The organism is Nonomuraea sp. B1E8, assembly GCF_039871515.1.
Taxonomy (GTDB): domain Bacteria; phylum Actinomycetota; class Actinomycetes; order Streptosporangiales; family Streptosporangiaceae; genus Nonomuraea.
In genome coordinates, this window is the sequence record NZ_JBDPLS010000005.1 from 49576 (window position 1) to 72990 (window position 23415).

Annotated in this window: 20 protein-coding genes, 1 tRNA gene and 1 pseudogene; 10 read left to right on the forward strand and 12 right to left on the reverse strand. The window is 69.5% G+C overall.

The features are described 5' to 3' along the window. Positions 1-117 precede the first annotated feature (117 nt). Positions 118-609 (forward strand): hypothetical protein, encoded by a 492-nt coding sequence (locus ABGA98_RS18235; protein ID WP_347619514.1) that lies wholly within the window; start codon positions 118-120, stop codon positions 607-609. A 7-nt stretch (positions 610-616) separates the two neighbouring features. Here the strand turns inward: ABGA98_RS18235 and ABGA98_RS18240 are convergent, their stop codons facing one another. Continuing rightward, complete coding sequence (locus ABGA98_RS18240) at positions 617-1477, reverse strand: fructosamine kinase family protein (RefSeq protein WP_347619515.1); 861 nt, start codon at positions 1475-1477, stop codon at positions 617-619. Positions 1478-1557: 80 nt separating this feature from the next. Between ABGA98_RS18240 and ABGA98_RS18245 the strand changes: the two genes are divergently transcribed. Both ABGA98_RS18245 and ABGA98_RS18250 read left to right on the forward strand, forming a co-directional pair. Further along, positions 1558-2409, forward strand: a complete 852-nt coding sequence (locus tag ABGA98_RS18245) for an alpha/beta hydrolase (RefSeq protein ID WP_347619516.1) — start codon at positions 1558-1560, stop codon at positions 2407-2409. Between the two features lie 64 nt (positions 2410-2473). Beyond that, positions 2474-3094 (forward strand): TetR family transcriptional regulator, encoded by a 621-nt coding sequence (locus ABGA98_RS18250; protein WP_347619517.1) that lies wholly within the window; start codon positions 2474-2476, stop codon positions 3092-3094. A gap of 202 nt (positions 3095-3296) precedes the next feature. Here ABGA98_RS18250 and ABGA98_RS18255 read toward each other — a convergent pair whose 3' ends face one another. Next, positions 3297-4508 carry an FAD-binding oxidoreductase gene (locus tag ABGA98_RS18255; RefSeq protein ID WP_347619518.1) on the reverse strand — a complete coding sequence of 404 codons (1212 nt, stop codon included), beginning with the start codon at positions 4506-4508 and terminating at the stop codon, positions 3297-3299. A 287-nt stretch (positions 4509-4795) separates the two neighbouring features. Between ABGA98_RS18255 and ABGA98_RS18260 the strand changes: the two genes are divergently transcribed. Beyond that, positions 4796-6394 carry an AAA family ATPase gene (locus tag ABGA98_RS18260; protein ID WP_347619519.1) on the forward strand — a complete coding sequence of 533 codons (1599 nt, stop codon included), beginning with the start codon at positions 4796-4798 and terminating at the stop codon, positions 6392-6394. A 27-nt stretch (positions 6395-6421) separates the two neighbouring features. Here the strand turns inward: ABGA98_RS18260 and ABGA98_RS18265 are convergent, their stop codons facing one another. After that, a complete protein-coding gene (locus tag ABGA98_RS18265; RefSeq protein ID WP_347619520.1) occupies positions 6422-6976 on the reverse strand; it encodes a class I SAM-dependent methyltransferase in 555 nt (184 codons plus the stop codon). 193 nt (positions 6977-7169) lie between these two features. Then, positions 7170-7715, reverse strand: coding sequence for a response regulator transcription factor (locus ABGA98_RS18270; RefSeq protein WP_347619521.1), 546 nt, complete (start codon positions 7713-7715; stop codon positions 7170-7172). 7 nt (positions 7716-7722) lie between these two features. Here ABGA98_RS18270 and ABGA98_RS18275 point away from each other — a divergent pair, with 7 nt between their 5' ends. Together ABGA98_RS18275 and ABGA98_RS18280 are read left to right on the forward strand one after the other, a co-directional pair. After that, positions 7723-7956 carry an alpha/beta hydrolase gene (locus ABGA98_RS18275; protein ID WP_347619522.1) on the forward strand — a complete coding sequence of 78 codons (234 nt, stop codon included), beginning with the start codon at positions 7723-7725 and terminating at the stop codon, positions 7954-7956. Between the two features lie 131 nt (positions 7957-8087). Then, a complete protein-coding gene (locus ABGA98_RS18280; protein ID WP_347619523.1) occupies positions 8088-11711 on the forward strand; it encodes a S8 family peptidase in 3624 nt (1207 codons plus the stop codon). Here ABGA98_RS18280 and ABGA98_RS18285 read toward each other — a convergent pair whose 3' ends face one another. Beyond that, positions 11712-12701, reverse strand: coding sequence for a helix-turn-helix domain-containing protein (locus tag ABGA98_RS18285; protein WP_347619524.1), 990 nt, complete (start codon positions 12699-12701; stop codon positions 11712-11714). Positions 12702-12876: 175 nt separating this feature from the next. Here ABGA98_RS18285 and ABGA98_RS18290 point away from each other — a divergent pair, with 175 nt between their 5' ends. Together ABGA98_RS18290 and ABGA98_RS18295 are read left to right on the forward strand one after the other, a co-directional pair. Continuing rightward, positions 12877-14919, forward strand: coding sequence for a cellulose binding domain-containing protein (locus ABGA98_RS18290; protein ID WP_347619525.1), 2043 nt, complete (start codon positions 12877-12879; stop codon positions 14917-14919). Between the two features lie 165 nt (positions 14920-15084). Next, on the forward strand, positions 15085-15456 hold the full coding sequence (locus tag ABGA98_RS18295; RefSeq protein ID WP_347619526.1) for a hypothetical protein: 372 nt from the start codon (positions 15085-15087) through the stop codon (positions 15454-15456). Between the two features lie 45 nt (positions 15457-15501). Here the strand turns inward: ABGA98_RS18295 and ABGA98_RS18300 are convergent, their stop codons facing one another. Genes ABGA98_RS18300 through ABGA98_RS18310 form a run of 3 tightly spaced genes read right to left on the reverse strand, consistent with a single transcriptional unit; the run spans position 15502 to position 16756 of the window. Further along, a complete protein-coding gene (locus tag ABGA98_RS18300; RefSeq protein WP_347619527.1) occupies positions 15502-16038 on the reverse strand; it encodes a YceI family protein in 537 nt (178 codons plus the stop codon). 15 nt (positions 16039-16053) lie between these two features. Continuing rightward, on the reverse strand, positions 16054-16626 hold the full coding sequence (locus ABGA98_RS18305; RefSeq protein ID WP_347619528.1) for a dihydrofolate reductase family protein: 573 nt from the start codon (positions 16624-16626) through the stop codon (positions 16054-16056). Beyond that, the gene (locus ABGA98_RS18310; RefSeq protein WP_347619529.1) at positions 16619-16756 is read right to left on the reverse strand and encodes a hypothetical protein; all 138 of its coding nucleotides are present in this window, start codon (positions 16754-16756) and stop codon (positions 16619-16621) included. Before ABGA98_RS18310 ends, ABGA98_RS18305 begins: the two co-directional genes overlap by 8 nt. 182 nt (positions 16757-16938) lie before the next feature. On the opposite strand from ABGA98_RS18310, the gene ABGA98_RS18315 reads away from it, so the two are divergent. Continuing rightward, positions 16939-17988 carry a helix-turn-helix transcriptional regulator gene (locus ABGA98_RS18315; RefSeq protein WP_347619530.1) on the forward strand — a complete coding sequence of 350 codons (1050 nt, stop codon included), beginning with the start codon at positions 16939-16941 and terminating at the stop codon, positions 17986-17988. A gap of 137 nt (positions 17989-18125) precedes the next feature. Here ABGA98_RS18315 and ABGA98_RS18320 read toward each other — a convergent pair whose 3' ends face one another. Both ABGA98_RS18320 and ABGA98_RS18325 read right to left on the reverse strand, forming a co-directional pair. Next, a complete protein-coding gene (locus ABGA98_RS18320; RefSeq protein WP_347619531.1) occupies positions 18126-19406 on the reverse strand; it encodes a flavin-dependent oxidoreductase in 1281 nt (426 codons plus the stop codon). Between the two features lie 444 nt (positions 19407-19850). After that, positions 19851-19921, reverse strand: a tRNA-Phe gene (locus ABGA98_RS18325). A gap of 238 nt (positions 19922-20159) precedes the next feature. Here ABGA98_RS18325 and ABGA98_RS18330 point away from each other — a divergent pair. Next, positions 20160-20279: pseudogene (locus ABGA98_RS18330) on the forward strand (IS5/IS1182 family transposase); the annotation flags it as partial. 67 nt (positions 20280-20346) lie between these two features. On the opposite strand, the gene ABGA98_RS18335 reads toward ABGA98_RS18330, so the two are convergent. Then, positions 20347-21777 carry a hypothetical protein gene (locus ABGA98_RS18335; protein WP_347619532.1) on the reverse strand — a complete coding sequence of 477 codons (1431 nt, stop codon included), beginning with the start codon at positions 21775-21777 and terminating at the stop codon, positions 20347-20349. A gap of 1021 nt (positions 21778-22798) precedes the next feature. Beyond that, positions 22799-23314: a hypothetical protein gene (locus tag ABGA98_RS18340; RefSeq protein ID WP_347619533.1), complete on the reverse strand. Its 516-nt coding sequence runs from the start codon at positions 23312-23314 to the stop codon at positions 22799-22801. Positions 23315-23415: the final 101 nt, after the last annotated feature.

A 23415-nucleotide genomic window follows, 5' to 3' on the forward strand; every position in this document is an offset into this window, starting at 1 on the left:
GGCTGGTGCAGCGGCGTTTTCTCACCAGATCTTCAGAAACCATCCATTTTCCTCCCAGGATGCCTGGAGAGTTTTGGAGTCGACCGAAGACCTCCTTCGCATCGGACGGTGTCCCGCATGACCTCCACCCCCGCCGAAGACACCACTGTGCAGTCGGCCCGCCGCCGGCGTGCCCCCGCCGGCCCTTCGATGCTCAGGCTCGGCCTGCTCGCCCTGGTCGCGATCGGCATCGCGGGCGCGGCCGCCGAGCTCGCCTTCGAACGCCACTGGGGCAGCCCGACGCAGCTGATCCCGTGGGTGACGCTGGCGCTGCTGACGGTCGCGCTGGTGCTGGTCGTGCTCGGCGACTCCCCCGGCACGCTCACCGTGGTCCGGACGCTCGCCCTGCTCGTGCTGGTAGCGGCGGCGTACGGCGTGTTCACCCACGTGTCCGTCAACCACGGCATGGGCGCGATGGACCCCGCGTGGGACTCGCTGTCGCCGCTCGCCCAGTGGTGGTCGGCGCTGACGAAGTCGGTCGGCAACGCGCCCCCGCTCGCGCCCGGCATGCTCGCCCAGAGCGCGCTCCTGCTCCTGCTGGTCTCGACGGTCCGGCGGCCCGGCAAGTGAGCCGCCGCTAGGCGAACGGCGCGACGATCTCGCGCACGGCCTCGGCGCACTCGGCGGCGTGGTCGTCGTGCGCGATGCTGCTCAGCAGCTCCCGCAGGTGGAACAGGGGCATGCGGTCCCGCCAGCCTCCGTCGAGACCCGCCGCGTCCGCGTACACCTCGAAGAAACGGTCGGAGGCGGGCGGGCGCGGCGAGCACCACAACATGCTGAGGTCGGCTTCCGCCCAGCTGTAGGAGACGGCCGGGTCGATCAGCGCCGGGCCGCCGGTCCGGCCGGAGAGGATGTTCTCGCGCCACAGGTCGCCGTGCGTCAGCACCGGCGGCCGTGGCGGCAGCAGGTCGGGCAGGGCGGCGCAGAGGCGTTCGAGCGCGCGCCGTTCGGCGGCGTCGAAGGCGGCTTCCACGAGTGGTTCCGGGAGCCAGCGCAGGATCCGGCGCCGCGCGAAGAAGGCGTGCCCGTCGGTGTCCCACGTGTTGTCCTGCCGCAGGCGCCCGAGCCAGCCGTCCCGGTGCCAGCCGAACCGGTCACTCCGCGTGGTGGTGTGCAGGTGGGCGACGGCACGGGCCAGCTCTTCCCAGAATCGTCCGTCGTCGTCGCGGCGCGGCGGTAACGGCTCCAGCACGAGCAGGTGGGGCGTGACCGCCAGCACCTCGGGCGTGGTGACGCCGCCCATGGCACGCAGCACACGCAACCCCTCCGCCTCGACCTCGAACAGGTCGGGGACGTCGGCGCGCAGCGTCTTGGCGAACACGCGGGAACCGTCGCGCAGGGTCGCCAGCCCCGCCAGCGCCACCACCCCGCCCTGAGCGGCCTCCGCCGCCACCGCGTCGAATCCGGCCGTACGCAGCCGGTCGAGAAGAAGGTCCATGACCACATATCCAACCCGAAGCGGCTATGTTGGTCACATGACTTGGTCACGAGACCAACATCTGCGGAGAGGAAACCTCCATGCGCGTCACGGTGAACGACACGTCGTTGTTCGTGGACGTCGAGGGCCCCGCCCTCGTGCCCGACGGTGACACGATGCGAGACAAGCCCACACTTCTCCTGCTGCACGGCGGCCCGGGCCACGACCACTCGATCTTCAAACCGGCGTACGCGCGGCTGGCCGACCTCGTCCAGATCGTCTACGTCGACCAGCGCGGCAACGGCCGCAGCCAGGACTCCGACCCTTCCACCTGGCACCTCGACCAGTGGGCCGACGACATCCCCGCCCTGTGCGACGCTCTCGGCATCACCAAGCCGATCGTGCTCGGCTGGTCATTCGGCGGCATCGTCGCCATGCACTACGCCGCCAAGCATCCCGATCATCCCGCGAAGCTGATCCTGCAGAGCACGATGGCCCGCATGGACGTCGACCAGGTCGTCGAGGGGTTCCGCGCGGAGGCGGGCGAGGCGGCGGCGCTGGCGGCCAAGGCGTTCCTCACGGAAGGCACACCTGAGACGTTCGCGGAGTTCGGGCGGTTGTGCGCGCCGTCCTACAGCCCGGATCCGGCCTTTCCCTCTTTCGAGGACATCCAGGCGATGATGCGGATGATCCCCAACCCGGAGCTGACGATGAGGTTCATGTCGCGGGAGCGGTTCGACCTGCGGGGCGAGCTCCGCAACGTCCGCTGCCCGGCGCTGGTGGCGGCGGGCGCGCGCGATCCGATCACACCGCTCGCCTCGGCGCGGGAGATCATGACCGGCCTGCCCGCAGGGGCACGGCTGGAGATCTTCGAGAAGTCGGGCCACTTCATCGCCGACACGGAGGGCGAACGGTTCTTCGCGCTCCTGCGCGCCTTCATCGAGGCACCATGACGATCTGCGGCCGCGTTCAGCGAGACATGACCACCTTCCCGGCCGCGTTCAGCGGGGCGCCGCGATGACGTACGTGTCCGCCGACGAACGGCGGCGCGTCATCGTCGACGCCGCCGTCCGCGTGATCGCCACCGAGGGCCTGGCCCGCGCGACCACCCGCCGCATCGCGGAGCAGGCGGGAGTGCCGCTCGGCACCCTGCACTACTGCTTCCGCAACAAGGACGAGCTCAACCTGCTCATCCTCGGGCGCGGCCGCGCCACGATGCTGGCCGCCTTCGAGGAGCTCGACCGGGGGGCCGGGTTCGAGGTGACCGTGCGCGAGGTCGTGGCGACGTACTGGCGGTGGATCCGCGACCACCACGGGCTGCATCTCGCGCTGATGGAGCTGCTCATGTGGGCCATCCGCAACAAGGAGGCGGTCCTCCCCGGCCGGGACGTGTGGGCCGAGGTCAACGCCCAGCTCGGCGGTGACCTCATCGACTCCGCCCTGACCGCCGCGGCGGAGCGGGACGGCCTGCACACGGCCGTGCCGGTGCCCGAGCTGGCCCGGTTCCTCATCCACCGGATGGACGGCCTGGTCTTCGAGTTCGCGGAGACGTCGGACGAGGCGAGCTGCGAGCGGCAGACCCTCCTCCTGGCCGACGCGCTCGTCTTCCTGGCCCTGCCGCGTCAGGGTTCGCGGTAGGCGAGCCTTGGTGGCGACGGTCGTGCGAGCTCCGCGCGTGAGCAGAACGAGAAGGGGTGCTGAGTTTCGACAGGGAGGCTCCACGATTCTTAGTGACATGTCCCGATCCGGCCCGCGAACGGTGGCGGCCTTGCGCTCCACGCTAGGAGCACCGAACCGCCATCGGACCCCGCAGCCGGAACCTGACCCAAGGTGCCTTAGTTCACTCGGAGAATCGGTGTTCCGGACCATTGAGTGTGGGGCGGGTGGGTGAGAAGGGTTCCAGCACGTCGGGGATGTGGCGGTCGATGACCGCCTGGGCCAGTGCGTACCCGAGGAAGGCGGCGAAGGCGAGTCCGTGCCCGTTGCAGCCCACTGCGAACCAGGCACTGGGCACATCGGGTACCGAGCCGGCGATGGGCATCTGATCGGGGGTGCGGGCCATCGCCCCGGCCCAGCGGGTGGTGACAGGCGGCAGGTCTAGTTCGGGAAACAGGCCGGGCAGGACCCGCTCGACGGCCGCCTGCACCTCATTGGTCGGGGTTTGTGCGGTGGTGGCGAAGCCGACGTCGAGGTCGCGGCGACCGCCGATGATGATCTGACCGTCGGCGGTTTGCCGCCAGTATTCGCCGGTCGGGCTTACCGAACCGCCGGTCGGCACCCGGAACACCGGTGCGGCGGGCGCGTAAGCGAGCATCTGGGCCCGCGCCGGAGTGACCAGCCCAGCCGCCTGCGGCACCAGTGCGGGGGTCCAGGCGTTCACTGCGACGACAGCCGCCGCGCAGCTCAACGGTCCGGCGCTGGTCTGCAGTTGGATCCGGCCATGGTTGCGGGCGATCGACCGTACCTGGACACCGCTCATGATCTGAGCACCACGCCGCCGGGCGGCCTGTGCCAGCCCGGCAACCAGCCGCATCGGATTGACCGACACTGCGTCCGGCTTGTACAGCCCACCGCTGACATGCGCGGCGACCGGCGTACCGATGAATCGGCCGAGTTCCTCCCGCTCCACGACGTCGATCGGGAACCCGTCAGCCGTGAGAAGCTCGGCCCGCTTGCGGGCGGCGTTCCCTTGCGCCTGCCCGAGCGCGAGGCTGAGCTGGCCGTCGGCCGACAGTTCGCAGTCAATGTCTTCCTTGGCCACCAGTTGGCGTACCAGCGCGACATTGCCGATGGTCGAGCGGTGCACCTCGCGGGCCTGAGTACGTCCGAGCATCGCGACGGCCTGCTGATATGGCATGGCCAGACCCGGCCCCACGAAGCCGGCGTTACGCCCACTCGCGCCGGCACCGGGAACGCCCGCTTCCAGCAGCAGCGGATCCAGCCCGGCCTCGGCCAACCAGTACGCGGTACTGACGCCGAGCAGCCCACCCCCGATGACCACCACCTCGGCCTTTCCAGGTAGCCACCCCGAACGGGCCTGCCAGAAGGACACCGAGTCGGAAAGTGATGCTGGTGATGACATCATCCCAACCACTTCGCCACGCAACGAATCACACCGCCGCCCGGGCCGCCCTGCGGCGCTCACCGTTCTGTCGTATCACTTCGCCGTTGCCTCGCCCAGCCCGGAGGCTCTCAGATCGTGTGGCGGCTTCCGCCCCATTGGATCGTGTACTGCGCGCGTCGTGAGGTCGCCACCCGGCGCAGGATGTCGCGCTCCATTTCCAGCTCCCGGATCCGGGCCTTCGTGTCCGCAGCTCGCCATGCTGGCAGAATGTGACCGTGCCAACACCCCGAGCGAGATATTTCAACACCACCGGCCCCTGCGAGCCGCAGCTCCACTACATGCTGCCCCCCGCACCACGGCTGCCCGAGGCGCGGACGCTCATCGAGATGGACCGCTACTTCGTGCTGCACGCGCCCCGGCAGACGGGGAAGACGACCATGCTGCGCACCCTCGCCTCCGATCTGACCGCCGAGGGCGACATCGCCGCTCTGTCGTTCTCCTGCGAGCGCGCCGGGACCGCCGGCGATGACATCGGCGCCGCGGAGACGATCCTGCTGAAGTCCCTGCGCAGGGCCGCCGACTTGTCGGGGTGGCCCGAGGACCTGCTGCCGCCGGACCCCTGGCCGCAGAATCCGGTGAGAACCCAGTTCGGTGAGGCGCTGAGCGCGTGGTGCAGCCGCTGCCCGCGCCGGGTGGTGCTGTTCCTCGACGAGATCGACGCGCTGCAGGGCGACAGCCTGGCCAGCATCCTCAGCCAGCTCCGCGACGGTCACAACATACGGCCAGATGGCTATCCGTTCCCTGCGTCGGTGGTGCTGTGCGGGTTGCGCGACCTGCGCGACTACAAGGTCGCCTCCGGCGGCCACCCCACACGATTCAGCCCGGCCAGCCCGTTCAACATCCTCGCTGACTCACTGCGCCTGGACGACTTCACCGCCGACCAGATCGCCGAACTCTACGACCAGCACACCCAGGCGACCGGCCAGGAGTTCACCAAGGACGCCGTCGACCGGGTCTTCGAGCTGACCCAGGGACAACCCTGGCTGGTCAACGCCCTCGCCCACGAGATCACCTTCAAGATGAAGGTGACCGGCACCATCACCACCGGCCAGGTGGACGACGCCAAGGAGCGGCTGATCCGGGCGCGCGCCACCCACCTGGACTCCCTCGTGGCCCGGCTGCACGACCCCCGGGTCAAGCAAGTGATCGAACCGATCGTGGCCGGCACGTCGCCAGGCACGGACGTCGCCTTCGACCATGCCGCCTCCTACGTGCACGACCTTGGCCTCATCCGGGGGACCAGAGACCTGGAGCTCGCCAACCCCATCTACCGGGAGGTCCTGCTCCGGGTGCTGGGCGACCGCACCGAGCGGTTCGTACGCGCCGACCCGCACAGCTTCGTGCTCCCCGACGGCCGGTTCGACCTGCCACGCCTGCTGGAGGAGTTCGTCGTGTTCTGGCGCGAGCACGGCGAGGTCCTCATCCAGCAGGAGGGCTACCACGAGGCCGCCTGCCAGATCATCCTCATGGCCTTCCTGCACCGCCTGGTCAACGGCGGCGGCCACCTCGACCGCGAATACGCCGCCGGCACCAAACGTCTCGACGTACTCGTACGCTGGCCCTACCCCGGCCCCGACGGTAAACATCTGATGCAACGCGAAGCCATGGAACTCAAGGTCTGGCGACCCGGCGCGGACGACCCCGAGCCCGAGGGCCTGGCCCAGCTCGACCGTTACCTCGACCGCCTCACCCTGCCCACCGGCGTCCTGGTCATCTTCGACCGCCGCCCCGAAGCCCCACCCTGGAAGGAACGAGGCGGCTTCGAGCAGACCACCACCCCGTCCGGCCGCCAGGTCACCGTCCTGCGCGTGTGAGGGGTGTCCTGGGTCGGCGGACGTGCGTCAGGGTTTGCGGTAGGCGAGCAGATATCTCCAGAACAGCAGCCGTCGCAGGCGGAAACCGGGCAGCAGGACGCCCGCCTCCTGCCGGATCTCCGCCAGCGTCATCCGGGGCTGCGCGACCGGCGCGGGGGACGGCTCGCCCCGGCCGGCCATGGCGAGCCTGGCCGCCGCGTTCACCGGGACGGCGGCCAGGCTCCAGGCCAGGTCGGCGAGGGTCGACTCGCGGTAGCAGCCCAGAATGGCCAGCACGCCGCCGGGGGCGAGCGCGTCGCGCAGCGTGGCGACGGTGCCGAACGGCACGTGGTGGATGCTCGCCAGGCACGAGATGTAGTCGTAGTGGTCTTTGGGCAGCGTCGTCTCCGTGATGTCGGCGCAGCGGAAACGCGGCCCGCCACGATCCCGCGACGCCGCGACGGCGGTTTCGATCACGCGCGCCGACGGATCGACGGCGTCGACCTCCACGCCCAGCTCCGTGAGCCGCCGCGCGAAGCGTCCTGTGCCGCATCCGACGTCGAGCGCGGTGCGGCTCTCACGGGGGACCAGGCGGAGGAGCATCCCGTGATAATGATCATTGTGATCGAAGGCCATGGGTGAACTCTGCCAGATTCGCCACAACGCGAGGAGCAGGTTCGGCCCGAGGCGCGATGGACGCGTGGCCGGCCTTTTTCCGCGCTTACCCCGGCGAAAAGAAAGCTTGCCGGAAAGGCCTCTCGAAATTGCCGAAAGGGCTGTTCGGCAGATGAAAACATCAAGGGGCGGCGTCGCGGAGCAGCAGCGCCGCCTGGACGCGGTTCGCGCAGCCGAGCTTGGTCAGGATGCGGCTCACGTAGGTCTTGACCGTCGCCTCGCTCATGTGGACGCGCCTGCCGACCTCGGCGTTGGACAACCCTTCCGCCACCTGCCGGAGCACGTCGAGCTCGCGCGGGGTGAGCGCGGACAGCCGCCGCTCGGCGTCGCGACCGCGCTCGCCCGCGTCGAACGCGACCATGCCGAGCACGTGCCGCGTCACCTCGGGCGAGAGGTACGCCTGTCCCGCGTGCGCGGCACGGACAGCCCTAATCAATTCCGCCGGCTCACAATTTTTGAGGATAAATCCGGAAACGTTCCGCTGGAGCGCCAGCCGTACGTTCTCCTCGTCGCCGAACGCGGTCAGCATCACCACCCGCGTCTCCCCCAATTCCGCCGCCGCGGCCAGCCCGTCGAGCACCGGCATCGCGATGTCGAGCAGCGCCACGTCCACGTGCAGGCGCCGGGCGGCGAGCACGGCCGCACGCCCGTCACCCGCGCACGCCACCACCTCGATGTCGCCCGCCGACTCCAGCAGGAAGCTGCCGCCGATGCTGGGGGCCGGGACGTGGCTGGACTACGCGCCGACGTCACGGGTGGTCGAGCAGGTCAAGGGCAGCCGGATGATCAAGTTTGACGGCCCGGGGCACAACCTCTTCGCCGCGATGGCGAACGCCTGCGTCATCGACCACGTCAGCGCGTACGTCACCACGCGCAGGCTCCCGCCGCGCAACACCGAGTGCGCCTGACCCCTTCGGGTGTCGTTATGGCGACATGTCGTTGTTTGCTCACCTGGTACATGCCCTGCGAACAGGCGCGATGCTCCATTCTCTTGAACGACTGAAACCTGGGTCACCCCCACAGACAGATCGGTTCGTTCATGCGATGGATCACCCGCCTCGCCGCCGTCGGCGCGGGCCTGGCGATGATTGCCGTACCGGTGCCCGCGCACGCGGCGGCTCCCGAGCAGGCGGTCGGCTCGGACCCGCACCGGGTGACGTTGATCACCGGTGACGTGGTGACGGTCCAGGAGTTCGCGGGCGGCAAGCACGCGGCGACCGTGCAGCCCGGCAAGGGCCGCGAGGACGTCAGGTTCTTCACCAAGGAGGAGAACGGCGACCTCGTGGTCACCCCCGCCGACATGGTCCCCTACCTCTCGCAGGGGCTCATGGACCAGCGGCTGTTCTCGGTCAGCGACCTGATCGAGCAGGGGTACGACGACGAGAGCAGCGACGTCCTGCCGCTGATCCTGGCGTACAAGGAGAACAAGCAGGCCGTCACGCTGAAGAGCGTCAACGCGCGCACCCTGCGGGCGGATAAGGACGCGCTGCCCGTGCTCTGGGGAGCCGAGCGCGCCGGAGCTCGCGGAGGCGAGCCGCGGCTGCGCGACGGGCTGGCCAAGATCTGGCTCGACGGGAAGGTCACCGCGTCGCTGGAGCACAGCGTCCCGCAGGTGGGAGCGCCGCAGGCCTGGCAGGACGGGTACGACGGCAAGGGGGTGAAGGTCGCCGTCCTGGACACCGGGATCGACGAGGCCCACCCCGACGTCGCGGCCAGGGTCACCGAGACCCGCAACTTCACCGACGACCCCTCGGCCAAGGACGAGCACGGCCACGGCACCCACGTCGCCGCCACGGTCGCGGGCACCGGCGAGGCGTCCGGCGGGCTGCGCAAGGGCGTCGCGCCCGGCGCCGAGCTGGTCATCGGCAAGGTGCTGGACGCCAACGGCAGGGGCGCCGAGTCGCAGGTGCTCGCGGGCATGGAGTGGGCCGCGAGGGAGAGCGGCGCCGACATCGTCAACATGAGCCTCGGCGGCGGCCCCACCGACGGCACCGACCCGCTCAGCAAGGCGGTGGACGTGCTGACGGAGGAAACCGGCAGCCTGTTCGTCATCGCCGCGGGCAACGACGGCGACGACTACTCGGTGGGCTCGCCAGGGGCCGCCACCTCCGCGCTGACCGTCGGCGCGGTCGACGGGAACGACGCGCTGGCGCCGTTCTCCAGCCGCGGCCCGCGCCTGGACGAGGCGCTCAAGCCGGACATCACCGCCCCGGGCGTGGACATCGTCGCCGCGCGGGCGGCGGGCACCGGGCTGGGCACGCCGGTCGACGACCGGTACACGACGTTGTCGGGCACGTCGATGGCCACGCCGCACGTGGCGGGCGCGGCGGCGGTGCTGGCCCAGCGCCACCCGGAGTGGAAGGCCGGGCAGCTCAAGGACGCCCTGGTGTCCACGGCGAAGACCGTCGAGGGGCAGACGCCGTACGAGCAGGGCGGCGGCCGCCTCGACGTGGCCCGCGCCGTGCGGCAGGCGGTCTCGGCCACCGCGTCGCTCAGCATGGGTGTGCACGAGGACGGCGGCACCGGCACCCCCGGCGGCACCGTCACCTACACCAACACCGGCCAGGAGCCCGTCTCGCTGACGGTCGCCGCCACCCTGAGCAACCTGGACGGCGACGCCCCCGGCGAGGGGGCCGTGAACCTGTCGGCGACGACCCTCACCGTGGGCGCCGGGGCGAGCGCGACCGTCGAGACCACCGTGGACCTCACCAAGCTGGTGCACGGCAGGCATGTCGGTTACGTCACCGCCACGACGGCGGACGGCTCCGTGGCCGCGCACACCACGCTCGCGCTGACCCGGCGCGGCAAGATGCACAAGGTGCACTTCACCGGCGTCGAGCGGGACGGCAGCCCCGCCCGCGTGCCCCTGATCACCATGTACGGCGCCGCCGCCAGGGACGACGCCCTCGGCTACATCCTGCGCGAGCACGAGGGCTGGACGGTGGAGGTGCCGGAGGGCACCTACCACATGCAGGCGATCATGGGTGAGACGAACGACGAGCTGCCCGTCGACTCCCTCGTCGTCAACCCCGAACTGCCGGTCACGTCGGACATGGAGGTCGTGCTCGACGCCAGGACCGCCGTGCCCATCGAGATCAGGACCTCGCAGGAGGTGATGCAGGAGGGCATCTCCACCTACTTCACCCACCGCACGTACGGCTCCCGCACGATCACCCTGGCCTCGATGAACTTCCCCTCGGTCGACGGGCTCGCGGTCACCCCCACCGCGCCGGTGCGCAACGGCACCTTCGAGTTCTCCTCGCGCTGGCAGCTGGCCGCGCCCAGGGTGAGCGCCCGCCTGGGCCGCGACGCGCTGGTGGTCCGCCCCGCGATCCGCTCGCCGGAGATCGACGGCAGGAAGCGCTGGCCGCTGGTCGACGGCGGCTCGGGCGACGTGAGCGGGATCGACGTCAAGGGCAAGGCGGTCGTCATCACCAGCGCGTCGTTCGGCGACTGGACGAGCAGGCTGAAGGACATCGCCGCGGCCGGCGCGGCGGCGGTGGTGGTGGTCGGGCCCGACGGCCGGGCCATGTGGCAACCGTGGACGCCGGCAGGCGACCGCGACCCGCTGCCCACGCTGCTGATCACGCACGACCGCGGCCAGGCGCTGCTGGACAGGACGCGCGCCGGCCATGCCGTGCTCGACGTGACCGGCCAGTTCGCGACCCCCTACCTGTACGAGGTCATGCAGGTCTCCTCCGGCCGGGTGCCCGAGCGGATCGTGCACGAGGTGAACTGGCGCAACACCGCCAGGGTCGACGCCGGCTACCACGAGTCGGGCGGCGGCTCGTACGGCAAGGACCAGCGGTTCGGCTGGCGGCCGTGGCAGACGTACGACCTGAACCTGCAGATGGAGACGCAGCGCGTGGTGCGCACCCCGCTGCGCAGGGCCGAGTACGTCAGCTCGGGCGACACCCAGTGGCAGCACGTGGTCCAGCACACGCTCACCTGGGAGTCGATGAACCGGCTGCGCGGCGGCCTGACCGACCAGCCGAGGACGTACCGGGCGGGCGAGATCGCTGAGGAGCGGTGGTTCGCCCCGGTCGTACGCCCGGCCGTGACGGCCGCCACCCGGACGGGTGACGTCCTGTCGGTGCGGGTGCCCGAGTTCGTGGACGCCGACGGCCACTACGGCTACGCGGGCGACAGCAACGACAAGGACACCACCGCGGCCCGCGTCTACCGCGACGGCGAGCTGGTGGAGGAGCGCAAGAACCTGCGGGGCGACATCGCCGCCGTGGAGGGTGACGCCGAGTACCGCCTGGAGCTGTCCACGACCCGGACCTCGGAGGAGTGGCGCTACGCCACGGCCACCGAGAGCTCCTGGACGTTCAGGTCCGCCCGGCCGGCGGACGAGCAGCGGCTGCCGCTGCTCGGCGTGGACTACGACGTGCCCGCCGACCTGGAAGGGAAGGTGCACCGTACGCTGCCGGTCGCGCTGGGCTTCACCGCGCGGGACGCGAGGAAGCTGACCGCGGAGATGTCGTACGACGACGGCAGGACCTGGCGCAAGCTGCCGCTGCTCCACCTCGGGCAGGGCCGCTACCAGGCGCTCGTCTCGCATCGCAAGACCGGCACCGGGGTGTCGCTACGGGTCGTCGCGACAGGCGCCTCGGGCGAGCGGTTCGAGCAGACCGTCACCCGGGCGTACGGGGTGAAGTAGTCACAACCAGCGCTCGCGGGCCGCATGCCAGGCCAGTTGCATCCTGGTCTGCGCGCCCGCGAGCCGCATCAGGTGGTAGACGCGGCGCTGCACCGTACGCAGGCTGAGCCCGAGCTGGCTGGCGATCGACTTCTCCGGCACCCCGGCGACCAGCAAGGAGAGCAGGTAGAGCTCGTCGGCGTCCAGGGGGCAGCCGGGGGCGGTGTCGGTGACCTGCCCGTCCTCCAGGAACCTGATCGGCGTGGCCCGCTCCCACTGGGCCTCGAACAACGCGATCAGCGCCTCCAGCAGGCTGCTCCCGCGCACGAGGGCGGCGGTCGGCTCGGTGGTCCGGCCGGCGTACTGCACCAGGGGGAGCAGCGCGGTGGACCGGTCGGCGATCATCATCCGCACGGGCAGGAAGCGCACGGCCCGCGCCTGCTCGCCCAGCTGGATGCCGAACGCCACGTTGGCCACCATGCCGGGCTCCTCCAGCAGGGCCCGCTCGTAGATGACCCGGTAGGCCACGCCGCGGCCGAGCGCCTCGAGCTCCTCGGTGTTGTCCGTGGACGGCATCACGACATGCCCGGCCCGGCAGAAGTACATGACCTCCTCGCGGGCGCTGTCCTGGAGGTGGCGTACCTGCTCGCGCAGCGCGGCCCGGCTCGGCAGCACCTCGATCAGCCGGTCGGCGTCGCTGCGGCGCAGGCTCGCGCGGTATTCCTCGGCGAGCTGGTCGACCGCCTGCCGGGCCCAGTCGATCGTCTCCTGCTGCCGTACGAGCCGCGGCCCGAGCGCGATCTCGGGCGCGACCGGCGCGAACCTGCGCCCTGCGCTGCCCGCGACCTCGCGGACGAGCCCCATGCCCGCCATGGACGCCAGCGCGGCGGCCGCGGCCTCCCGCGTGAGGTCCAGTTCCTCGGCCAGCCCGGTCAGATCCGCCTCGCCGGCCCGTACGAGTAACCGGTACGCCCGCTCCTCCACCTCGCCCAGCCCGGCAACCTCCAGCATGTCCCCCATGATGACATGCACACCAAAGGGCACATATGCGCACATATGGTGCAGCCGCGCGGTGAAAGTTTCATGGCCGGTTGACGAGCCCGCCGCCCGCCGCTCATGATCATGCTGCCTCCTGGTCAGGAGGAGGCGTCGAGTGATGACCACTGTCCACGGGCGAGGTGCACCGATGCCGACCACCCTGCTGCGGGCCGCGTCCGCGCTCCTGCTGACGCTGACCGCGCTCAACACCCCCGCCGCGTACGCCGGCGCCGCACCGGCCGAGGTGACCGTCAACGCGCGCGCCGCCCTCGCCACCGTCCCCGAGACGGGCATCGGCGCCAACCATGCCATCTGGGACACCCACCTGGGCTCCGACGAGACCGCCGACCTGCTCGATGACGCGGGCGTGAAACTGCTGCGCTATCCCGGCGGCTCCTACTCCGACATCTACCACTGGGCCGACCACACCGCCCCGGGCGGCTACGTCGCGCCCGACACCGACTTCGACACCTTCATGCGCGGCGTACGGCGCACCGGCGCCCAGGCGATGGTGACCGCCAACTACGGCACGGGAACGGCGGAGGAGGCCGCGGCCTGGGTACGGCACGCCAACGTCACCAAGGGCTACGGCATCACGTACTGGGAGATCGGCAACGAGATCTACGGTAACGGCCACTACGGCGCCGCATGGGAGGCCGACGACCACCCCGACAAGAGCCCGGCCGAGTACGCCCGCCACGTCGTCGCCTACTCCGACGCGATGAAGGCCGTCGACCCGGACATCAAGATCGGCGCGGTGCTGACCACGCCCGCCAACTGGCCCGACGCGATCGTGGCCGAGGGCGACGCCGGCAGCTGGAACGAGGTCGTCCTGTCGGCCGCCGGATCCAAGATCGACTTCGTGGTCCTGCACTGGTATCCCGGCGCCCTCGACCGGGCGGGCCACGTACCCGACATGATCCAGCTCACCCGCGAGCAGATCGCCCGGCACGCGGGGCCGGACGCGGGCCGGATCGGCATCGCCATGACCGAGTTCAACACCGGCTCGAACAGCAACGGCACCAACACCCAGCCCGGCGCGCTGGCCGCCGCCGACTCCTACGCGACGCTGCTGGCGAACGGGGTGTTCTCTGTCGACTGGTGGAACGTCCGCAACGGCATCGGCGCCGTCACCGAGGTCGAGGGGCACACCGACTACGGCGACTTCGGCCTGCTGTCGAGCGCGTCGTGCACCGCCGACGGGAGCTTCTGCGAGCCGCCGCTGAACACGCCCTTCGCGCCCTACCACGCGCTGCGGATGATGAGCGCGTTCGCCCGGCCCGGCGACCAGTTCGTCAGCGCCGCGACCGACGAGCCCGCCGTCACCGCGCACGCCGTCCGCCGGCCCGGCGGCGACCTCGCCGTCCTGCTGATCAACACCTCGTCCGGCACGTCCCACCCCGTGACCATCGACTACGAGGGCTACACGCCCGCCGCCGGGCCGCCCACCGTGCTGACCCACACCAACGGCGCCACGTCCATCACCACCACGACCACGGGCAGCGCCACCGCCCAGACCCTCCCGCCCCTCTCGCTGACCACGCTCGTCCTGCACCCGGAGACACCCGAGTCCGGCCTCCCCGGCGCACCCGGGCAGCCCGCCGCCTCCGCCGTGACCGCCACCACAGCCACGATCACCTGGCCGCGCGCCACGGCCGGTTCGCGCCCGATCGCCAAGTACGAGCTGCACCGCCGGCACGGCGCCGTCACCGAGCAGCTCGGCGAGACCGGCGGCACGTCGTACACCGTGGACAACCTCGAACCGGGCACCCGCTACACGGTCAACGTGATCGCCCGCGACAGCGGCGGCGGCCTGTCCTGGTCCTCGCCGCCGCTGACGTTCACGACCACGACGCCCGCCACCGGCTCCTGCACGGCGCGGCTGAGCGTCCAGTCCGACTGGGCCAGCGGCTACGTCGGCGCCATCGACATCACCAACAACGGCGCCCCCGTGAACGGCTGGACCCTGACCTTCTCCTGGCCCCGGTCGTGGCAGAGCCTGGGCAGCGGCTGGGGCGGGGTCTGGACGGAGGACGGGCGGGAGGTCAAGGTCGTCAACGAACCCGGCGCCGGCGCGCTCGCCACCGGCGCGTCGGCCTCGATCGGCTTCGTCGGCGACTACAGCGGCCCGAACGTGCTGCCCTCCGTCTTCAAGCTCAACGGAGCGGTCTGCACGTCCGGGCCGCTGTGACGCCGGGAGATCATGGCGGGGCCGGAGGGCACTAGCATGACCGCCATGCATCCGCCCGGCCCGCACCACCCGTGGAACCAGCCACCTCCGCCCACCCCTCATGGAGTGCCTCAAGGGGGCCCTCCGGCAGGCCCTCCAGGCGGTCAGGCGCAGCTCGTCCTCGACGTGAAGCGGCACTGGATGGGCTTCATGCTCGCCATGATCACCCCCAAGATCATCCTGAACGGCCGGCCGATGCTGGGCCGGTGGGGCCGCAACGTGATCCCGCTTCCTCCCGGCCAATATCACCTTCACGTCCACCTGCCCTACCTGCTCCCCGCGCAGATCGGCCCCGCGGACTTCACGCTCTGGCTCCAGCCGGGGATGGCGTTCGAGATCGAATACCGCGCCCCCGTGTGGGCCTACGCCCGGGGCGCCCTCGGCCCCGCCCCCCAACCGTGGAACGGGCAGGGCTGCATGATCGCCCTGCTGGTGGTCGCGGGCGGCGGGCTGGCGCTCCTGCTCCTGCTGATCCTCGTCACGGCACTCTCGCTCTAGATCCACCGTACGGGGAAGGCGTGCCTGGCGACGTCAGACCGTGATTCAGCGTACGGCCTGGATGTCGAGCAGGACGGTGACCTTGTCGCCGACGACGACCTTCTCACCCTCCCCCGCGGCGCCCACGCCGAAATCGGAGCGGCGGATCGTCGTCGTCGCCGAGAAGCCGATCCGCTGCTCGCCCTGCAGTCCGGTCTCATCGAAGCCGAGAAACTCGACCCCCATGGCGATGTCACGCGTGATGCCGCGGATCGTCAGCTTTCCGCGGAGTTCGAAGAGTCCGTCATCCACGGTCAGGCCGGTACCTTCGAAGACCATATGGGGAAACCGGTCGATGTCGAAGAAGTTGGCGGACCGTAGGTCGTCGTCACGCATCCGGACCCCGGTGTTCACCGAGCTCATGGCGACCGTGGCGGTCGCGGAGCAGTCGCTCGGCCGTTCGGCGGTGGTCACGGAACCGGTGAACTCCTCGAAGGTTCCGCGCACCTTGCCCATCAGATGACGGACCGAGAACCCGACCGTGCTGTGCATCGGATCGATGGTCCAGGTCCCTGCGGGAACCTCATCAAGAGCGGCCTTCATCACTGGATCTCCTCCTCAGCGGACTATGCGGTATCTCAAGTGCGTGGCGTTGCGACCTTCGAGCCGGCGGACCGGCTCCAGCTCGATGTGACCGAGGCCCGTCTCCTCGAACAGCCGGCGGCCACCTCCCAGCAGCACGGGGACAAGGTGCAGCTCCAGCTCGTCGAGTTGACCGGCCGCCAGCAACGCCTGCGCGGCACCCGCGCCGTGCACCAGTACCGCACGGTCACGCGAGGCCTCCCTGGCCTCGTCGGCGCACACGTTGACGTCGGTGTAGAACTTCGCGCTGCCAGGTGGCACGTCACCCTCGTCGACGTGGTGGGTCAGCACGTGGATCGGCACGCCGTCGTGGTGATCGCCTTGCCACCTGCCCGCCAGCTCGAACGTACGGCGTCCCGAGATCACGGCGCCGGTAGCCATGGCCTCGCGGTACACCTGCCCGTTGACCCCTGCGGATCTCCGCTCGTCGAGCCAGTTGAACAGCCGCCCACCACCGCGCCCGAGTTCCTGGCCCTCCCGGTCGTCCGGTCCGGCGATGAAACCGTCGACGGACATGGCCATGTACAGACGGAGCGGCGCGTCAGTCATCGCAGGCACCCCTCTCGTCCGGCAGGTCGAGCATGATGATCGGCGTCCGGGGCACACTCCCGGCGGCCCCGTGGAACGCCGGCGATCGTTCGAGGTCCGCCACCAGCAGCCCGACGTGCAAGATCTCCATCGTGACTCCTCCCGCTCACGCGATCAGCTTTCCTCGACCGCGGCGTTTCGGGGTATCCCATATTTCTGGGGGTCCGGCTACGCTGGACCATGGTCTACGACCAGGCGATGCGCGGACGGGTCCGCGACGACCTCGTACGACTGGTTCATCGCGGCATGTCCGTGGAGCACTACTGGCGCGCGGTGAGCGACGCCCTGGATGACGCGGTGCCGTCGGCGGGCACCTGCCTGATGACCATGGACCCGGCCACCATGCTGCCGACCGCGGAGTTCGTCGAGAACGGGCTGACCGCGGATTCGATCAGCCGGCTCGTCGACATCGAGTTACGCGAACCGGATTACACCAAGTGGGTCGACATGGCGCGCGCCCGCACAGCGGCGGCGAGCCTGAGCGAGGCCACCGCAGGCGATCTCGACCTCAGCCGTCGTCAGCGCGAGGTCCGGCATCCCGGGGGCTATGCCGATGAGCTTCGGGTCGTCCTCTCCAGCGGCACCGGTACGTGGGGCGCTCTCACCGTGTTCCGCGAGACGGGCAGCCCGCACTTCTCGCTGCCCGAGGTCCGGCTCCTTTCGTCGCTGACCGGGTTGATCTCCGACGGACTGCGCCGGGCGCTCCTGCTGGATGACGCCTGTGCAGACCGCCCTGACACCGGGATGCTCGTGCTGGATCCCGACGACGGTGTCGACCTTGCCAATCGGGAGGCCGAACACTGGGTCGACGAACTCGGCATCGGCGAGCGAGCCGGCACCAGGCTGCCGCTCGTGATCCGCTCCGTCGCCGGCCAGGCTCGTGCCATCGCCGACGGGAGGACACAGGTCGCCGGCATCGGGCTGGCCAGGGCGCGCGTCCGCACCCGTACGGGCCGTTGGCTGATCGTCCGGGCGTCCCTGCTGGGAGAAGGACCGCCGGCGCCGGTCGCGGTGCTGCTCGAGGCGGCCCGACCAGCCGAGATGGCCCCTTTGCTGGCCGACATGTACGGCCTGACGGAGCGGGAGAAACGCGTCACCGAACTCGTCGCGCAAGGCCTGCCGACCCGGCAGATCGCCAACCGGCTGCACATGGCAGCTTACACCGTTCAGGACCACCTGAAATCGATTTTCGCCAAGTCCGGCACCGGCTCCCGGGGCGACCTGGTCGCCCGCCTGTTCTTCGACCAGCGCGCCACGTCCCTGACCGCCCCGGACGATCTCCCGTTGGAAAGCTGGACCCCGCGACCTGCCCCTGGTGGTTGATCCGTAGGGCCGGCTCCGCACTCCAGCGGCAGGCGGCGGCATTGATCGGCAATGCTGACAGGTCAGGCACGATCTCCTCAGGTGATCACTGGGGCGCCGAGAAGCTCATGATCTCGAAGCTCCCGCCTGTGACACTCTCACTGGGGCACGGTCCAGGACGGGCGTTCGTTGAGCGTCTTGACGTCCATGTCGGCGACCAGCTTCTGAGCGTCCGCCATCCTGGACAGCTCCTGCGCCGTGAGAACCTCCCTGATGTCGGAGAAACCGCCGGGCGCACGTTGTTCGACAAGCTTGACGGTTTCATCCACCGGGAACCGCCGACTGGCCAGAACGAGCTCGCTGGTCACCGGCCGGCGCTCGCTTTCGTAGCCGGCCAGGCCCTTGACCGGATCGCCGGCGTTCGCGAGCGCCAGGGCCAGGAACCGCGCATCCAGAACCGCCTGCGAACCGCCGTTGGAACCGACCGGATACACCGGGTGCGCCGCATCGCCCAGCAGCGTCACGCATCCGACGCCCCAGAAGGGCAGCGGATCTCTGTCCACCATCGGGTATTCCAGAACTCGACCGGCGCCGGCGATCAGCGTCGGCACGTCCAGGAAAGGCAGCCGCCACCCGGCGAAATGCGGGAGCACGTCATCAAGCCGCCCCTCGCGCCGCCAATCCGCCTTGGTCACCGCCGGCCCCGGCTCGGCCACCCGCACCTCGGCCACCCAGTTCACCAGCGCCCGCCCCCGAGCGCGGGTCTGCGCGCATATCGGATAGGCCACGATCTTGGCCGCGTCGTCGGCCCCGGCGACCACCATGGACGCCCCGTCCAGGCATGACTCCAGCTCCGTGATCCCCCGCCACATCGTGATTCCGCTCCACCGCAGCGGGTCGCCGTGCGGGTGCATCCGCGCCCTGACCGTTGAATGCACGCCGTCGGCTCCGACCAGCACATCCGCCACCCGCACCACCGTCCGGCCGGTGGCCACCTCCCGCAGCCGTACCTCCACCGGCCCCTCACCGGCGCGGTCCACCCCGTGTTCGAAGTCGTCGAAGGCCCATCCGAGGTTCACCGCATCCGGTCCTAGCCGCTGCAGCACCGCCTCGAGAAGGACCATCTGCAGACGGCCACGGTGAATGGAATATTGCGGCCAGTGGTATCCCGCGTTCCGCCCGCGCGGCAGCGTGAGAACCACATCGCCATGCCGGTTGGTGTAGATGAGGTTGTTCGTCGGTATCCCGGTCTCTTCCAACGCCTCACCGAGACCGAGCTCCACCAACTCCCGCACCGCGTGCGGCTGCAGATTTATGCCGACCCCCAGCGGCCGCAGATCCGGCACCGCCTCCACGATCGTGCAGTCGATCCCTGCGGCGTGCAGGCTGAGCGCTGTCGAGAGCCCGCCGATGCCGGCGCCGATGACCAGTACGTTCATGCCCGATCCGTTCCCCGAAGCAACGAAGTCATGCCGCGCCCCTCGGGGCGGCGCAGCCCCCGGCGTCCGGGCACCACGCGTGCGTTCTCGCTGGCCAGGGGTAGGTCACGCGCCATCACCAAGATCGTCAACCCGACCCTGCATAGCTGCCCAGTGGCCCCTGCGGCTCCTGACGAGCGCCATGACGCCGATCGCGCCCGGTACGATCCGAGCCTCGTTCGTCGTCCTGTTCACGGCCGGCTCGTTCTTAGAGGCCGAGCCCACCGTCCCATCATGGACGATCTGCCGAGCTGCGTGGTCGGCCTGAGATCCTTACTTTCTCACCCTCATCACTCAGGTGAACCTAGTCACTCTGTCTCAAGAAGCGTTGGCAGAGAGGTCGTCACCGAACGTCAAACGCCCCGAACAGTGATCTGTTCGGGGCGTTCAGCTGGTCTTATGAGGTGGTCAGGGGCGGGGTCGAACCGCCGACCTTCCGCTTTTCAGGCAAGCCGAGCACCCGTTCCCGCCAGGCTCATGACAGCGCTGACCAGGCCCCGACCATCCGCAAGCGTCCGTCAACGTCCGTGATCGTCTGCCGCGGTTGTCACTCAGTTTGTCACGCAGCCACTCCACCAAAGAGGAGCTTCGCACGCCCCTGTACGCCGACCGCGGCAACGGCCACGACAAGTACCGCCGCCTGGTCTGGCGCACCGGCATGAAACCCATCATCGCCCGCCGCGGCACCCCGCACGGCTCCGGCCGGGCATCCTCCGCTGGATCGTCGAACGCACGATCGCGCCCCTGCACTGGTTCCGCCGCCTGCGCATCCGCTGGGAGGTACGCGACGACATCCACGAGGCGTTCATGACCCTCGCCGCCGCAATCGTCTGCTGGCGACGGCTCGTCCGCTGGTCGTTAGGACATCTAAGGTGCTGCGCACCCTTTCTGTGCCCCCTCACTATTGACAGCGGCGGTACTCGTAGGCGGACACGATTCCATACGCTCCGTTTCCCCGGCTGACCTGTATCCCTTCCTCAGGGAAGCTGATCCGTCCGTTGTCGTTGCTTCTTCCTCCCACCCATTCGGTGTAGATGCACCAGAGTTCAGCCATGCTGGCGTACAGGTTGCCCGGGAAACCGGAGCCGCGTGCGGTCCAGACTTTCACCCCGCCTGTGAGGAAGGTGATGTCTCCGTCGGCGTCATTGGGCCCGCTCACGTACTCGGTTCTGATGCCGCCGACGTACAGGATGCCCCGGTCCCGGGAGGCGAGTGCGCTCCCGACTTGCACCACGCCCGGAAGGAAGGTGATGATTCCGTGGCTGTCATTAAGCCCCTTCACGTACCCGGTGGCGATGCCGCCGACGGTGGCGATGCCGCTGACATTGGCCTCACCGGCGCCCAGGGCGCCCGGGTCATTGGAGCCGCGATTGCGCCAGACCTTCACCTCGCCCGGGAGGAAGGTGATGTCTCCGTCGGCGTCATCGGGCCCGCTCACGTACTCGGTTCTGATGCCGCCGGCGTACAGCACCCCGCCTTCATGGGAGCCGAATTCGCGCCGCACATGCATCGCGCCCTTGGAGAAGGTGAAGGCTCCGTCCCCCTCGGTCGCCCCCTGTACGCACGGGGTGGTGACACCCTCGATGGCGGTGAGAGCTTCCAGGATGGGATTGCGCACCTGAACGGTCGTGGTGAGGAAGTGCTGCTGTTGAGTCTTGGGGTCGGTGGCGATGAGGATGTAGGTGGTAGCCCGCTTCGGCGCGTCGGGCGGTGACCATTTGCCCCCGGAGACGGGTACGGGCTGCGGCGCGCCCGGGTACATGATCTCGTAGCCGAAGCCGGCCGCCCCCTCCCAGCGCAGTGTGAGCTTTTCACCGGCGTCGACCATGGCCTTGTCCGGACGGAAGTCGCGCGGCACCGGAAGCTCCTTCGGAGCGGTCTTCACCAGCGCCACCCGCGCGGACCTGGTGGGCAGGCTCTTGGTCTTGGGCTTGGGCATGGTTCTGCCGGTGTTCTCAGTCACCTTCAGCACGGCCAGTCCGGCGGTGGCGGCGACGGTGACGTTCTCCAGCGTCAGCACCATGTAGTCGCCGGAGGCGAAACTCATTGTGCCGCCAGGGGCGGTGGCCTGGAAGGCGTTGGAGCCCTGCCGCTGGACGTTCACCGGTTGGGTGCCGTTGTACTCGCCCTTGGGCTTGATCTTGTTAAAGGCCGAGGTGAGGTCGCCAGCGCCGTTGCCGACGGGCACCTCCACCTTGATCGTGGACCAGAGCACCGCCTGCTGCCCGGTGTTCGTTACGAGCAGGTACACCGTCCCCGTGGACGGCCGCCCGGCCGCTGACGCCGCCAGGGGCGCCGGGTCGGTGATGAGGGTGTAGGTCAGCATGGTCAAGGTCGCGACTCCTTCTCTTGGAGGACGGCGCAGGCTGATGACCGCGCGCCCAGACAGGAATGAACTGGGCAGGACAGGCGGCAATATGGGCGACACATCCGAAACCCGCTGCTTGTGACGCACCGCAGAAGATCACCCCTAGATCCAAACGTCAGCATTGGAGCGTGACAAGAGCACTCAAGGACGCCATAACAGAGCGACTCGGCAACATCCTCAGCGTCTTGACACGGATTCGGACATGCGTGACTGCACCACGACGAGACGGAGCGGCGGCGAGGGAACCTAGCGACTCTCCTGGCTGAAGCTGCAACCCTCCCAAGACGAAAGGCCGGCGAGTTTGCTGGTGGGAGCAGGAGGTGAGCACGCGCCCTGGCCCTGGTATCGGGCGGAAGATGGCGCACCACCATCAGTCGTGATCGCCTGTCTGGCGGGCGTCCTTCCTGGGGCGGCCTACCAGGGCCGAACCTGCTGTAACACGGGGGGTCCTCCAAGGTGTTACAGCCGGTCTTCCGCGCGCAGCGCGCTCAGAAGGGCGTGCGAAGCACCATTGACTGATCGGAGCATAGTTCGCTCCCCTGGGATCGCGGCTTGGGTGCGGCTGTTGAGGTCGTCACCGTCTCATGGAGACAACAGGGACACCCCCCAGAAGGTCTGTCCCTTGTCCTGGACTGCGTTAGTGCTGGTTGCAGCAAACTTAGGGACAGTAGGGACGGCAGGGACACTGACCGTCGAAGGCGGCGGTTCAGGCCAGCGTGGCGTTCAACCTGGCCATCCCCGAAGGCGGCGGCCCGCCGCAGACGTCCCACCGCAGGCGCGTTCCCGGGTTCGGGGTGCGCGCCTGCTGCCAGGAGTATCGGTGCTGGCCCGGCAGGTCGCGGAGGCGCTGGGGGATGCCCTCAGCTGAGGGTTCCTGAAATTGCGCGCCCTGACGGCCTACGTCCGGGCGCTTCACTCTTTGTGGTGCACTTTTCGCAAATTTCCTGCCCCGGAATTCAGGGCATGTCGCACCCGGCCACGGGCCTCAGGTGACGGCGTCGTTATCGTGAGCGATCCATTCGCCCTGCTTGACGACGACGGGCGGGGACGGCTGTGCGGGCCAGATCTGTAGGTAGTGGTGGTTGCCGTCGAAATCCGGCCGCTCCATGAGCGTGCTCCAGACGTGGTAGCGCAGCCGGTGAAGGCCCGGACCGGCGGGTAGTGGGGGAAGGCGGCGCACCGCCGAGTCGTCCCAGTCCATGCACCATCCGATCAGGAGGACCTCGCCGGTCGACGATATGAAGTCGATCTCCACGATCTCCTCGTATCCGTCAAGGTCAGCGCCCGGGTCGTGGTCGGCGATGGTCACCGTGAAGGGGATGCCGTCGCCGTGCTGGTAAAAGATAGACAGCTCGGCCACGGCCTTCCGCACCGTGATGAGCGCGACGGACTGCTCCACGTCGCACACGTCGTCGCCGTCCCAGTCCCCGTCCATCAGGAAGACAGTGCTACAGTCCTCGACGTCTACTTCCGCCCGGACGGTCTCTGCATGGGCACTCATAGCGGCGAGCGTAGAGCCCGCCACCGACAAACCGGCCAGTCAGCGTCGATCTCTCAGACGTCACCTCTCGAACACCTTTACCCCGGACACTCCGCATGGAG

Bases quoted from the DNA above. Each gene is read 5' to 3' on its own strand.
- ABGA98_RS18235 (WP_347619514.1), top strand. From the start codon at position 118: ATGACCTCCACCCCCGCCGAAGACACCACTGTGCAGTCGGCCCGCCGC.
- ABGA98_RS18240 (WP_347619515.1), bottom strand. From the start codon at position 1,477: ATGGACCTTCTTCTCGACCGGCTGCGTACGGCCGGATTCGACGCGGTG.
- ABGA98_RS18245 (WP_347619516.1), top strand. From the start codon at position 1,558: ATGCGCGTCACGGTGAACGACACGTCGTTGTTCGTGGACGTCGAGGGC.
- ABGA98_RS18250 (WP_347619517.1), top strand. From the start codon at position 2,474: ATGACGTACGTGTCCGCCGACGAACGGCGGCGCGTCATCGTCGACGCC.
- ABGA98_RS18265 (WP_347619520.1), bottom strand. From the start codon at position 6,976: ATGCTCCTCCGCCTGGTCCCCCGTGAGAGCCGCACCGCGCTCGACGTC.
- ABGA98_RS18275 (WP_347619522.1), top strand. From the start codon at position 7,723: ATGTCGCCCGCCGACTCCAGCAGGAAGCTGCCGCCGATGCTGGGGGCC.
- ABGA98_RS18280 (WP_347619523.1), top strand. From the start codon at position 8,088: ATGCGATGGATCACCCGCCTCGCCGCCGTCGGCGCGGGCCTGGCGATG.
- ABGA98_RS18285 (WP_347619524.1), bottom strand. From the start codon at position 12,701: ATGCTGGAGGTTGCCGGGCTGGGCGAGGTGGAGGAGCGGGCGTACCGG.
- ABGA98_RS18290 (WP_347619525.1), top strand. From the start codon at position 12,877: ATGCCGACCACCCTGCTGCGGGCCGCGTCCGCGCTCCTGCTGACGCTG.
- ABGA98_RS18300 (WP_347619527.1), bottom strand. From the start codon at position 16,038: ATGAAGGCCGCTCTTGATGAGGTTCCCGCAGGGACCTGGACCATCGAT.
- ABGA98_RS18305 (WP_347619528.1), bottom strand. From the start codon at position 16,626: ATGACTGACGCGCCGCTCCGTCTGTACATGGCCATGTCCGTCGACGGT.
- ABGA98_RS18310 (WP_347619529.1), bottom strand. From the start codon at position 16,756: ATGGAGATCTTGCACGTCGGGCTGCTGGTGGCGGACCTCGAACGATCG.
- ABGA98_RS18320 (WP_347619531.1), bottom strand. From the start codon at position 19,406: ATGAACGTACTGGTCATCGGCGCCGGCATCGGCGGGCTCTCGACAGCG.
- ABGA98_RS18340 (WP_347619533.1), bottom strand. From the start codon at position 23,314: ATGAGTGCCCATGCAGAGACCGTCCGGGCGGAAGTAGACGTCGAGGAC.